This is a genomic window from Marinomonas vulgaris, assembly GCF_018145875.1.
GTDB lineage: Bacteria > Pseudomonadota > Gammaproteobacteria > Pseudomonadales > Marinomonadaceae > Marinomonas > Marinomonas vulgaris.
The window spans coordinates 73,159-85,685 of record NZ_JAGSSV010000006.1 but is presented as its reverse complement, the minus strand read 5'-3'; the positions used below and the strand labels follow the sequence as shown (position 1 = coordinate 85,685).

At 46.5% G+C, this 12,527-nt stretch carries 11 protein-coding genes; all 11 read left to right on the top strand.

Annotated elements, in window-relative coordinates; translation table 11 throughout:
• The first annotated feature begins 1 nt into the window (after window position 1).
• The 11 genes from fliE to J9B83_RS07000 all read left to right on the top strand — a co-directional run bounded on the left by fliE (window position 2) and on the right by J9B83_RS07000 (window position 12,527).
• On the top strand, window positions 2-364 hold the full coding sequence (fliE, locus tag J9B83_RS07050; protein ID WP_211536037.1) for a flagellar hook-basal body complex protein FliE: 363 nt from the start codon (window positions 2-4) through the stop codon (window positions 362-364).
• A gap of 26 nt (window positions 365-390) precedes the next feature.
• On the top strand, window positions 391-2,064 hold the full coding sequence (fliF, locus tag J9B83_RS07045; RefSeq protein ID WP_211536036.1) for a flagellar basal-body MS-ring/collar protein FliF: 1,674 nt from the start codon (window positions 391-393) through the stop codon (window positions 2,062-2,064).
• Entirely contained in the window at window positions 2,064-3,077 is a 1,014-nt protein-coding gene (fliG, locus tag J9B83_RS07040) for a flagellar motor switch protein FliG (RefSeq protein WP_211536035.1), read from the top strand. The genes fliF and fliG overlap by 1 nt, the downstream gene beginning before the upstream one ends.
• 7 nt (window positions 3,078-3,084) lie before the next feature.
• Window positions 3,085-3,894, top strand: a complete 810-nt coding sequence (locus J9B83_RS07035) for a FliH/SctL family protein (RefSeq protein WP_211536034.1) — start codon at window positions 3,085-3,087, stop codon at window positions 3,892-3,894.
• A gap of 2 nt (window positions 3,895-3,896) precedes the next feature.
• Window positions 3,897-5,228: a flagellar protein export ATPase FliI gene (gene fliI, locus J9B83_RS07030; RefSeq protein ID WP_211536033.1), complete on the top strand. Its 1,332-nt coding sequence runs from the start codon at window positions 3,897-3,899 to the stop codon at window positions 5,226-5,228.
• 23 nt (window positions 5,229-5,251) lie between these two features.
• On the top strand, window positions 5,252-5,686 hold the full coding sequence (gene fliJ / locus J9B83_RS07025) for a flagellar export protein FliJ (RefSeq protein WP_211536032.1): 435 nt from the start codon (window positions 5,252-5,254) through the stop codon (window positions 5,684-5,686).
• Window positions 5,687-5,807: 121 nt separating this feature from the next.
• Window positions 5,808-7,778, top strand: coding sequence for a hypothetical protein (locus tag J9B83_RS07020; RefSeq protein WP_211536031.1), 1,971 nt, complete (start codon window positions 5,808-5,810; stop codon window positions 7,776-7,778).
• A 30-nt stretch (window positions 7,779-7,808) separates the two neighbouring features.
• Window positions 7,809-8,111, top strand: a complete 303-nt coding sequence (locus J9B83_RS07015; RefSeq protein WP_211536030.1) for an STAS domain-containing protein — start codon at window positions 7,809-7,811, stop codon at window positions 8,109-8,111.
• A gap of 6 nt (window positions 8,112-8,117) precedes the next feature.
• Window positions 8,118-9,836, top strand: a complete 1,719-nt coding sequence (locus J9B83_RS07010; RefSeq protein ID WP_211536029.1) for a SpoIIE family protein phosphatase — start codon at window positions 8,118-8,120, stop codon at window positions 9,834-9,836.
• 50 nt (window positions 9,837-9,886) lie between these two features.
• Window positions 9,887-11,905 (top strand): flagellar hook-length control protein FliK, encoded by a 2,019-nt coding sequence (locus J9B83_RS07005; protein ID WP_211536028.1) that lies wholly within the window; start codon window positions 9,887-9,889, stop codon window positions 11,903-11,905.
• 115 nt (window positions 11,906-12,020) lie between these two features.
• Entirely contained in the window at window positions 12,021-12,527 is a 507-nt protein-coding gene (locus J9B83_RS07000) for a flagellar basal body-associated FliL family protein (protein ID WP_211536027.1), read from the top strand.

Genomic DNA, 12,527 nt, shown 5'->3' with positions numbered 1-12,527 from the left:
CATGATTTCTGGTCGCCCAGACATTAATCAAGTACTGACTCAGATGAGAGAAATGCGCTCGCAAGTGCAAGCGCCTAGCTCCCCTGTGTCAGAAATCACCAAAATAGGTGGTGAAAACGGCGGTGTTCAAGGTGTTGAGCGAGCAGATTTTGCTGAAATGCTGAAAAACGCTGTCGACAATGTCAATTCTTTACAAAAAGAGTCAACAGAGTTAGCCCAATCTTACGAGCGCGGTGACGAAGGGGTTGATTTGCCTCAAGTTATGATTGGTCTACAAAAATCAAGTGTGTCGTTCGAAGCAATGACACAGGTACGAAACAAGCTTGTAGACGCGTATGAAAAAATCATGAATATGCCGATTTAGGCAGATAAACCGCTTGGCGCTTTTTAATGGATAATATCCCTGCAGAAAAATCGGAGCAAAAGCTCTATTTAGAGTTAGTGACCGGCTTCAACAAGTTGACGGTAATACGCCAGCTTGCGCTCATGGTGGGATTGGCTGCATCCATTGCTATCGGTTTAGCTGCTGTATTGTGGAGCAATGGCCCAGAATACAAACCCGTATTGAGCAGTATCACCGACTACAACGCCGATCAAATCGTTGAAATCCTCAGTGTTAATAATATTCCTTTCAAGTTAGATGAAAACACTGGCGCTTTGCTGGTGGAGTCTGATTTTTACCATCAAGCACGTCTTAAGTTAGCCGGCTCTGGCATTGTCTCTGACAACATTGTTGGCATGGAGATTATGGATCAAGAGCAAGGCTTGGGCACGTCTCAATTTGTCGAAGCAACGCGTTATCGGCGTGGCTTAGAAGGCGAATTAAGTCGCACCATTACGAGCTTGCAAAGTATTAAGAGCGCTCGGGTTCATTTGGCCATTCCAAAGGAATCGGTGTTTGTGCGTGACACTCGTAAACCTTCGGCTTCGGTGTTCTTAGAGCTTTATCCTGGAAGACGACTGGATAAAAGCCAAGTAGAAGCGATTGTAAACTTGGTAGCATCGAGCATTTCTCAGTTAAGTGACAAAGACGTCACCGTAGTGGATCAGCGGGGTACCTTGCTGACAGAAAAAGATTCAGACTCTGAATTATCTGTTGCGGGTAAACAGTTCGATTACGCACGAAAAGTAGAAGAGGTGTTGCTTCAAAGGGTGAACAGCATCTTGGGGCCAGTGATCGGTCAAGGTCGCTTTAAGGCAGAAGTGTCCGCAGATGTGGACTTTACTGCGGTTGAAAAAACCGCTGAGCAATATAACCCAGATTTGTTGGCGCTACGCAGTGAACAAACGTTAAAAGAAAACAGGGCATCTGGCGCCAATACGGGAGGCATTCCAGGCGCGCTGACTAACCAGCCACCTGGCGCCGTGACTGTACCGGAAGCGGTAGACGAAAATGGCGCCCCGATTGGTGGAAATGGTTCTGCAAGCAATGGTCAGTCCCGCGAAGAAACCACGCGTAACTTTGAGTTAGATCGCAGCATCAGTTACACCAAGCGCCAGCAAGGTACTGTGCGACGTTTGTCTGTTGCTGTGGTAGTGGACGATTTAGTGAGTTTAAACCCAGAAACGTCGGCGATTGTGCGAACGCCTTGGAATGATGACGAGCTCGGACGGTTGACGCTACTGGTACGTGATGCCGTTGGCTATGATCCTTCCCGTGGCGACAGTGTGAGTGTGATCAATTCGCCGTTTGCTTTACCAGAACCCGAAGAACCTATTGTTGAGCAGCCTATTTACAAGCAGGCTTGGTTCTTGAATTTGATTCAGCCCACCTTGGTTGGTATTTTTGTTTTGGTGCTTTTGCTGGTGGTGGTACGACCTATATTGAAAACCCTCAGTGAGCAAAATAAAATTGGTGTTAATGAAGACACTGAAGCGGCGATTTTTTCAGATGAAACCGATGAAATTTCGGATGATCAGGTTTCCCTTGTAAGTGCAGAAGATATTTTGGTGCCTGGTTCACCAGAGAAAATAGATCGTCAATTAAACGCCATTCGTGGTTTGATTGCCGAAGAACCAGAGCGTGTTGCTCAAGTCGTTAAACAATGGGTGATGGAAGGGTAATGAGTGATTCAGGCCAAGGTGCAGATTTATCGTCCGTTGAAAAAGCCGCTGTGCTTTTGATGTCGCTTGGCGAGTCCGATGCGGCTCAGATCCTCAAGCACATGGGGCCAAAAGAAGTTCAGCGCATTGGTCAAACCATGGCGCAACTTGCCAATATACAACGTCATCAAGTTGAAAAAGTGCTGGATGATTTTTTAGTCTTGGTTGGCGACCAAACGGGTTTAGGATTGGGTGCGGACGGTTACATTCGGAATATGCTGAGGGAAGCCTTGGGCGAAGAAAAAGCCGGCAGCCTAATCGATCGTATTCTGTTAGGTGGCAACACCACAGGTTTGGATACGCTAAAATGGATGGAGTCTCGGGCGGTGGCGGATGTGATCCGTTATGAGCACCCACAGATTCAGGCCATTGTTATTTCTTATTTAGACCCTGATCAAGCGGCCGATATCTTAGCAAACTTCGATGAGCGCGTGCGACTTGATATTGTATTGCGTGTGGCAGCACTGGAAACAGTACAACCAGCGGCATTGCAAGAATTAAACAACATACTCGAACGACAATTCTCGGGCAATCAGTCTACTCAATCGACAACCATTGGTGGTATTCGTACCGCGGCCAATATCATGAACTTCATTGACAGTTCGGTGGAATCTGAGTTGATGGATTCGATTCGCGACGTCGATGAAGATTTGGCCAATACCATTCAAGACTTGATGTTTGTATTTGACAATCTGATGGATGTGGATGATCGTGGCATTCAGGTGATTTTGCGAGAAGTGGAATCAGAAACTCTGATTTTGGCTCTCAAAGGTGCTGATCCAGACATGCAAGAGAAGGTGTTTAAAAATATGTCCTCTCGAGCTGCAGACATGCTAAAAGACGACCTTGAAGCGAAAGGCCCGGTTCGTGTGAGCGAAGTAGAAGTTGCGCAAAAAGAAATATTGGCGGTTGCCAGACGCCTTGCCGATAACGGGGAAATTGTCCTCGGCGGCGGTGGCGAGCAAATGGTCTAATTAGCCAATGTCTGATCCAAAAAACGATAAAGATGAGCGTAAGTTAACCGCCTATGAGCGTTGGGAGCTGCCTCATCTGGAAAATAACCAGCCAAAAACCCACACTGGGCCTGCTATTCTAGTCGAGAAAGAGTCTCTCGACGCCGGTACAGAAGAAGTAGATCAAGAATCCCTAGTGTACGAACCTTTGACTGCCTCACAACTAGAAGAAATTCGCTCCGCGGCTTACGACGAGGGTTTTATACAGGGCGAAGAAGAAGGTCACACCAAGGGTCATGAAGATGGCTTTGCCAAAGGGGAAGTGGATGGCTTTGAAAAAGGCCATGAAGAAGGTCGTTTGGCAGGACTAGAAGAAGGCTTAGCACAAGCCAAAGCCGACGCAGAGACGAAACTGGTCGCCATGGAAGCTCTGCTGGCGCAAGTGGTTGAAGAAATCACTCATCCTTTAGAAGAAAGCCGTAATGCCGCCGAGGCGATTTTGTACCAATCTATGACGCGGCTGATTGAAAATGTGTGTTTGTCGACAATGGCGGAGAATGGTCACCATGTGCTGCGTGAACAACTCACTAAGGTATTCGATGAAATCAGTGAGTTTCAAGGTCGCGTTCGTTTACGACTTCATCCTGACGACGTGGCGGTATTGGAAGAGTTTGCTGTCTCAGATCGTCTTACATTGCAAATCGAAAAAGACAATACCCTGATTAGTGGCGGCTTCGTCATTGACTCCAAATCCTTCCATATCGACGGGCGAGTAGAGCAGCGCCTTGATGCGGTGTGTGCCGAATTGCGTCAGCTTATGCATTCCGATCAGGATTAGCCATGGCCTCTCTTCTCGATCGATTAAACAAACTTGACCATGTGTCACCCACCCTATTATCCCCTCAATTAGAAGGCAAAGTGACTCGCATGGTGGGATTGACCATGGAAGCGGTAGGCTGCGTGGTGGCGCTTGGCGACCGCTGTTCTGTGCAAGTTCGTAAAGATCGTTGGGTGGAATCAGAAGTGGTGGGTTTTACTGGCGATTTAACCTACCTAATGCCCACCGAAGCCATCGAGGGAATTTCTCCTGGTGCGCGTGTTCGGCCTTTGTTAGGCGACAGTAAAATGCCAGTAGGTGATGAGTTATTGGGACGTGTGGTAAACGGCCTAGGCAAGCCGCTAGATGGAAAAGGTCGCATTAAAACCCAGGATTCGGTGACCTTACACGGAGAAGTGATTAATCCTTTGCAACGTAAACCCATTTGCGAACCATTGGACGTGGGCATTAAAGCCATCAACAGCTTGCTAACAGTAGGCAAGGGCCAGCGGTTAGGTTTGTTTGCTGGCAGTGGCGTCGGTAAAAGTATGTTGTTGGGCATGATGACCAAGTTTACCGAAGCTGATATTACCGTGGTTGGTTTGATTGGTGAACGTGGTCGTGAGGTGAAAGAGTTTATCGACCAGATTTTGGGCGCAGAAGGTTTAGCGCGTTCGGTTGTTGTGGCATCGCCTGCAGATGATTCTGCACTCATGCGATTACGCGCCGCCATGCTCGCCACACGTATTGCTGAATACTACCGTGATCAAGGTAAAAACGTTCTACTCTTAATGGATTCCCTAACCCGTTATGCTCAGGCGCAACGTGAAATTGCCTTGTCTGTTGGTGAGCCGCCAGCGACAAAAGGCTATCCGCCATCGGTGTTTTCCAAGTTGCCGCAATTGGTGGAACGTGCCGGTAATGGTTGTGAGGGCAGCGGCTCGGTGACGGCTTTTTATACCGTATTGACCGAAGGTGATGATCAACAAGATCCCATTGCCGATGCGTCTCGTGCTATTTTGGATGGGCACATTGTATTGTCACGACGTTTGGCTGAAGAAGGCCATTATCCTGCTATTGACATCGAAGCGTCTATTTCTCGGGCCATGCCGCACATCGTCAGTAAAGATCATCTTTATGGTGCTATGCGAGTAAAGCAGCTTTATTCTAAGTTTCAGCAAAACCAAGATTTGATCTCAGTCGGTGCTTATTCACGGGGCAGTGATCCAGATTTGGATCAAGCCATTGTGCAGATGCCTGATATTCGAGAGTTTTTGCAGCAATCCTTGACTGAGCATTTTAATATTGATGAAAGCTTACAGGCGCTGGTCACCGCCATGACAAAAACACAGTAGCCTTCGTTTTTTAAGGAGGGGGTATGAAAAAGTCACAACGAATGCAGATTCTAATTGATCTTGCCAAGCGCAAAGAAGACACCGCCGCCCAGCAACTGGCTAGAGACAAGGCGAAGGTGGCGCACGATGAGCGTAAGCTTGAGGAGCTGCGAGAATACGCTGAACAGTACGAGTCTGAACGTAATTTATTGGGTTTGAGCGCCTATTTGACCACTAATTATCAGCATTTTGTTGATCGTGTTCAGCAGGCTATCGCTCAGCAGGAAGCTGCTGTGGGGCGAGCAGAGCAACAGGCGGAAATGAGCATGCGACGCTGGTCACAAGCTCGATCGAAAACAAAAAGCATGGATTGGCTAAAAGAAAAAAACATCAAAGCAGAAGTGGCGGTTGAAGCAAAACAAGAGCAGCGCCAGAGCGATGAATTTGCCATGCGACGCTTTTTAGATGCCAGTCGTTAGCGGCTAATTACGAATCACGGCGTAAATATTAACGACACAATAGCGTATCCATGGAAAAATTAGGTATTCTTTATGGCTGGCCTAGAGCCACCTTTATACTAGCTTAAAGTGACTTTTGACTATGAATACACAGCATTCACCGTTTGGTGCACCAAGAAAAGAGCTAATTAACGGCCTGCAAAAGGGCGTGGTTGCCTTGTTGTTTGTGTTGCTGTTGGCGTCTGCTGGCATTTATATGCTGATGAGCACAGATCTGGAAAAGCAAAATACCCAACAAGAAAGGCTCAGCGCTCTACTAGGCTTGGTTTACAGTGCGGAAGAGCATTGGTTGGAGTGGTTGCTGATCGATGATGAGCAGATTTTTGCGGATGATATTACTCCAGGTTCTGCCAGTCGGCTTCACCAGATGTTGTTAAGTGAATACCGTCTAATAGATAATTACTTATCGTTTTTTGAATTAGAACAAGAAGCAGGCGTCGATACTTCTCTTGCTTTGTTGAATCGATTATCAACACGCCAATTAGATACTGTGTTATTGAGCGCCGCTGAGCGTCGCGAAATGTACAGTGCATTCGAACATTTAAAAACGGTCAACAATGTCCTCTTACAAGTTGGCGTCGATCTTGATTACCAGCGGCAGGTGTTTTTATCAGGGTTGATTTGGGTACCTGTGGCGATGTTTTTGCTCATCACCTTTATCGTGGTGTTGATGACAGCGCGATTCGGTCGGCAGTTGCGCTCGGGTTTTGCTCTCTTGCATTATGTGTTGGATCATCGTCGTCACGGTCACGCGGGCATTTTACCTGCTCGTCCTATGGTGGATGAGTTTACCGACTTAAGTCATACCATAGACAATGAATTGGCTTCCCGTAATTATGACCTTGAGTTACAAGGTGACAATCTTCTGTTAATTGACAAAGCGTTAGCAAAAACTAATGACGCTTTTATTGTGACCAATCGTGATGGCCATGTGGTGTGGTTAAGCGCTGGCGCTGAGCGATTATGGCAAAAAAATTCTGATGTGTTTGAGTCTCTGTTAGGAATTGACTCCGGCCTCGAATTGCCCACCGGCGAACGCATTGCAGACGAGGTGCTGTTGTCTGAGCAAACGCACAAGATGGTATTATCTGATGGAGTGTACTGGCTGACCGTGAAGGATTTTGTCTGTGATGACAAGGATCAGGAAGAGGCTGAAATTGACACAGGAAGTGACAATGGGCCTTGCTTAGAGCGTTTTATTTCCATTCAAACCAAGGTGAACTTTGCTGAGTTTGATGTCTTGCACCACAGCTTAACCTTGATGGAGAAAGATGTTTGGAATACACCAATTCGAATGACAAGAGTCGATTCTCCCTACTATGGCTTTGCTTCATCCCTTGAAACCATCCGTCAAAAAGTAAATTCCGTTTTTGAAGCGTTAAGCTTTGTGACCAACTCGTCAACATCAGCATTAAAAATTACTAAACTACAACAAATAGCATCTCTAATTGACGAAAAAAACCAGCACAATAAATCAAACTTACCTGACATTGTTGTTCAAGATGAGAGTATTGAGCAAGTACATGATGAAAGTGTGAGCATTGAAAACGCAAGTCTAGCAGATGATCTACAAGCCGAATTAAATGAAATGGCTTGGTTGTCTGAGCAAATAAGAGGCTCATTTTTATTAGGTTATGAGTTGGTTTTACAGCGCTTGGCATTGGTAGAAAAAGATTTATCGTCTGATGTCTTCTTGCTTAACGATGTTGATCGTTGTTTAAACGAAGTAAGAGCCGGTGTGATGACCAGTTTGGTCGCCACGGAAGGGCAGAGTGTAGAGATTCGTCGTCGTTTTGCCGTTGACGTTGAGCACGACATTAGTTTGGTACAAGAACAGGTGGAAGCCATGCAAACCATGGCAGCGTCGACCTTGTCGCTGCTTGAGTCAGATCGCAGTGTTGGCATGGCGCGTCTTGACAGAGCAAGGGATTCCATACATCAAATGCAAGAGCGAGTAGAGAGTTTGGTCAATAAAACCATGCTTTCTCTGATTCAAGATCCTAGCCTTGCTTACCCCAAAAAAGAATCAGATGAACAGCGGGAGGAGTCTTAACGCTTTTCATTGAAATTTGAGGAGCAATCTGTGGTTGATAGTTTTTTTGATACACATACAGAGTGTCTGATTATTCAAGTGAAAGCGCGTTTTGACTATCATTGTCAAAAAGCCTTTAAAGAGGCTTTTTTGTCGGTGAAAAATGTTATGTCCTATGAGGTAAACCTTGCGAACGTGTTACACCTAGACAGTTCGGCTTTGGGCATGTTGCTCCTATTGAGGGATCACGCTGGAGAACGAAGCACGCAGATCCGTTTGGTTCATGTTAATCGTGCGGTAATAAACACCCTCAAAATGGCGAATTTTCATCGGCTTTTTGAAATTACTGAGTAATGTCATATGGAACAAGTGTTAACCATATTGATTGCGGATGATAACCCGTCTGATCGAATTTTATTAAAAGCCATTTTGAGCCAGTTTGGTCACAAGGTTATTATGGCGGTGGATGGCCAAGATGCCATCGATAAGTTTGATCCGCAAACGGTACAACTGGTCTGTTTAGACATCAAAATGCCGCGTAAAGATGGTTGGGAAGCCGCCATGGACATTCAGCGCATTGCGGGTGATCAGTTTGTCCCCATCGTATTTCTTTCTGGCGTTGCTGATCCTGTTGCCCTTTCCAATTGTCTGCGTATTGGTGGCGTGGATTTTATTTCAAAGCCTTATAGCCCCGCACTGATCACCGCGAAATTAAATGCCATTGTGCGACTTTTAGTGATGCAAAAAACACTGGAAGAACAACGCGATGCCATGTCTCTTTACAATGAAAAACTGCTTAACGACCAATCTATCGCTAAGTCCGTTTATGAAAACATTACCCATTCCAATTGCCTTGAAGACACTGCTTTATCCACCATTCATTATGGTACCAATACCTTTAATGGGGATGTGATTTTGGCAGCATACAAGCCAAACGGCGGTATGCACCTATTATTGGGGGACTTTACTGGACATGGGTTGTCGGCGGCGATTGGCGCTTTACCATTAGCGGACATTTTTTTCGAATGGACGAAAAAAGGCTTCTTAATGCGTCAGATCATTCCTGAAATTAACGCACGCTTAAAAAGTATTTTGCCTGCCAATATGTTTTGCAGCGCGGCGTTTATCGACATCAAGGTGAATAATAAAAGCGTTGAAGTGTGGAATGGCGGTTTGCCAGATTTACTCTTTTTTGAACAAAAGAGCGATTCACCAAGACGACTCACCTCTAAGAATTTACCGTTGGGGGTTCTGTCAGCCGAAGATTTTGAGTGTCAAATTGAAGCCATGTCCTTTGTGCCGGGTGATCGTTTGATGGCCTTTTCTGACGGAGTTCTGGACGCTCTCGAGTCATTCGATCAGGAATTTGATCCACTATCTGGTCGCAGCGTTTTTGCGCCTTTATACGAAGGCGAAATTAAAGCGTCGAATGCCATGTCATGGCTAACGGCGAAATTGGACAAGAAAGGTATTGTAGATAACCCACTAGATGATATTTCGTGCCTGAATGTATGCTTAGACACCAATATCGGCATCGACTCTTCAGAATTAGACCGCCATCGTGGTCACGATGAAGCGCCCGCCGACTTTTCCTTCGAGTATGTGCTAAACGCGGATTCTTTGCGTAATACCGACCCTTTGCCCTATGTGCTGCAAATTCTCACCACAGTCCCAGGATTAAGCAGCTTTTCTAGCCAGATTTTTATGATTTTGTCGGAGCTTTACTCAAACGCCTTAGAGCATGGGGTGTTAGGGCTGCGCTCTAGTCAGAAAAACTCAGCGGATGGTTTTTCTTTGTACTATGAAGAGCGTGAACGCCGTCTAGCTCAACTGAAAGAAGGTTATGTTAAAATTTCTGTTAAAGTGACATCGGAGCAACATAATCGATCCTTGGTGTTGTATGTGGAAGACAGCGGGTCAGGTTTCGATTACAAACAGATTGATTTTGACATGTCAGATTCCAAGCTGCTGTACAATCGGGGGCTGGCTTTGCTCAACCAGCTTTGTTCAGAATTAACCTTTTCTAAAGGCGGAAGCGCGGTGACAGCTCATTATCAGTGGCAAGTTGGCGTCCATTAAAGAGGTTGGCCTTTGTATTGCATAGTCCCTGTTAATCGCTGGGGGATTTTATGCGCACAGATTCAAACACAGTACTGCCTTTGCCCTCTGGGGTCTCATCTAACAAGTCTAGCCTGATGAAGGTACCTTCTGAAAAAGGGGCCAATTTTTATGCAGACTTTCAGCAAGCTAAAAATGCGACCAATACGTCGTCATCGGCCAATAGCGTGACTACAGCTGGTTCGCCTACTCATACAGCCACACCACAACAAACCACAGCGGATCAAAACGATAAAAGCACGACGACCACGATTACAAATTCTGCTCCAAAGCTATCTGGCGAATCAACTACTAATGGTTCAGCTAATTCGCAAAAAAGCACCTCACAAGACGTATCTCAGCAAGCGTTAGAGCCGGCGAAACTTGTCGAGCAAGGCGGCAAATTATTGCAAGCAGAAGGTGAAAAAACACCAGGTGTGACTTCCTCTTTGTCTACGGCGGCAGGTACATCCTTAACGCCAGCGTTGGAGAAATCTAATGCGAGAGATTCTGCGTCCATTGCAGCAAACTTGGTTGATCCTGAGTTAATGACTTCTGAATCAAAAGCCGCTGTCTCTTCGCCAACTCTTCCGGTTCAGGCTCAAGACTCGTTAACAGATAGTAAACTGGTTAGTGCTGTGGCGGTCTCTGACGCCACGGCAACGGTTGAATCAACAGCGAATGGTTTCAGTGAGGTTAACAGTGATCCAACACTGACTAATGGTGTTCAGGTATCGACCGGTGCCGCGGTAGGAATTCCTGTCCCTTCCCAAACTTCAACAAAGAATTCGAGCACGCCAGTGATAGGTTTGAGTGCGGATGGTTTGCCTACCAAAAGCTTATCCGTTACAGATGCGACTGAAAGCTCATTGCTTTCCAATGGTGAAGTGCAATCCGCTCAGGTAGTTTTGACCAGTGCGGTCCCGGCACAAGTAACCCCAGTGAATACATCATCGGCTGGATTAAAAAATGCCGATGGCGCCTCAGAGAAAGGTGCGATTGATCTAGGAGTAAAAAATCGATCCAATGTAACCAGTCCAGCTACGTTAGCCGCACTTACTGGTTTAGCGAATGGGGACTATTCGACTAAAAAAGCGGTCTTGACTGATACGACAGAAACATCAGATAAAATAGACTTGGCTCCGCTAGACAATCCGGATGAGCTGTCTTGGGTGTTGTCTCAAATGAGCGCTTCGCCCACAAAGTCTGCTCCTAATACAGTGAGTGATGCTGTGGCAGCAAACAGTGCTGCTGCTTTGTCATCTGGTCGGTCTTCTGCTTTGCCTACGCCTGATGGTACGAAAGCAGCAGGCTTGCTAGGTTCTGGCTTGGCGCTTAATGAAGAAGAGGTCGCGGCAGAAGCCGGTGATATGGTGTTAGAAGATGGTGTCTTGGTGAACGAGCCTATCGAGCTACGTAAAAAAGAGCAAGAGGCCATATTAGGCAGAATGTCGGCGCAATCTGACACTCTTGTCGGTGACAAAGGGCGCTCAGACGACGGTGCAACAGGTGGATTAAGCAGCTCAATACAAACCGCTAACAGTGCTCGACCTGCAGCGGCTGCAGGCATATTAAGTGCGGCGACTAACTCCCCGCAGACCAATGCGATGACCATGAGTGTGCCGCCAGGTCATCCTGGTTGGGCGGGAGAGATGACACAAAAAGTTGCTTGGGTAGCCCGCGATGGTGGTCACACCGCACACATTCGATTGGATCCGCCTGAGTTAGGCAGTTTAACGGTGAAGGTGTCGGTCGACAGTGATTCCAATACTCAGGTCAGCTTTGTCGCGGCGACCCCGCAAGCCCGCGACCTTCTAGAAAGTCAGATGGGACGTTTGCGCGATATGTTGGCACAGCAGGGAATGGATTTAAGTCGCGCCGATGTTGATGTGTCTCAGCAAGATACGTCGGGCGCGCAATACAAAGAGAATGACCGCAATAATAATGGAGCACGCAATGGCTCATTAGCCAATGACGACGGCCTAGAAGATGATCTTATCGCAGCGAATACTTCTTATGTGACAGCGTCAGGCGTGGATTACTATGCGTAAACTATCGAGAAATTGATGGTGCTCTGTTGGATTCTTTGTAGAATAGGGCGTATAGGCAGTTAATAGGGTAATCTTTTGCCCTTTACAAAGAATGTGACACCTAAGGTTTGTAAGTATGGCGGATAAAGACGATTTAGATGTTGGCGAAGAAGAAGTTAAATCAGGTGGAAAGAAAAAGCTCATCCTGATTATTGTGTTAGTGGTTGTGTTGCTTGGTGGCGCTGCTGCGGCGTATTTTTTGCTGTTTAGTGGTTCTGGCGATGCGGGTGCTGAGGAGTCTGCGGAAGCGACTCTAGTGAATGAACCGTCAATTTATTTGTCCCTTGATCCGGTTTTTGTGGTTGATTTTATGGTGGACGGGCGTCAGCGCTATGTTCAGCTCAATATGACAGTGATGTCTAAAAATGCTGAACAAGTGGACGCGGTTAAACTGCATATGCCTTTGATCCGAAACAGCCTTGTTTTGCTGTTTTCCAGTCAGTCTTTTGAAGAGCTCAAATCCATAGAAGGTCGTGTCGCCCTGAAACAGGCTTCTCTTGATGCAATTAATGGCATTCTTGAGCAAGAAACAGGTCAAAGAGGCATGGACAGTGTTTTGTTTACTAATTTTGTGATGCAGTAA

Excerpts from the sequence above, each read along its gene's own strand:
- fliE (WP_211536037.1), top strand. The coding sequence starts at position 2 with ATGATTTCTGGTCGCCCAGACATTAATCAAGTACTGACTCAGATGAGA.
- fliF (WP_211536036.1), top strand. The coding sequence starts at position 391 with ATGGATAATATCCCTGCAGAAAAATCGGAGCAAAAGCTCTATTTAGAG.
- fliG (WP_211536035.1), top strand. The coding sequence starts at position 2,064 with ATGAGTGATTCAGGCCAAGGTGCAGATTTATCGTCCGTTGAAAAAGCC.
- J9B83_RS07035 (WP_211536034.1), top strand. The coding sequence starts at position 3,085 with ATGTCTGATCCAAAAAACGATAAAGATGAGCGTAAGTTAACCGCCTAT.
- fliI (WP_211536033.1), top strand. The coding sequence starts at position 3,897 with ATGGCCTCTCTTCTCGATCGATTAAACAAACTTGACCATGTGTCACCC.
- fliJ (WP_211536032.1), top strand. The coding sequence starts at position 5,252 with ATGAAAAAGTCACAACGAATGCAGATTCTAATTGATCTTGCCAAGCGC.
- J9B83_RS07020 (WP_211536031.1), top strand. The coding sequence starts at position 5,808 with ATGAATACACAGCATTCACCGTTTGGTGCACCAAGAAAAGAGCTAATT.
- J9B83_RS07010 (WP_211536029.1), top strand. The coding sequence starts at position 8,118 with ATGGAACAAGTGTTAACCATATTGATTGCGGATGATAACCCGTCTGAT.
- J9B83_RS07005 (WP_211536028.1), top strand. The coding sequence starts at position 9,887 with ATGCGCACAGATTCAAACACAGTACTGCCTTTGCCCTCTGGGGTCTCA.
- J9B83_RS07000 (WP_211536027.1), top strand. The coding sequence starts at position 12,021 with ATGGCGGATAAAGACGATTTAGATGTTGGCGAAGAAGAAGTTAAATCA.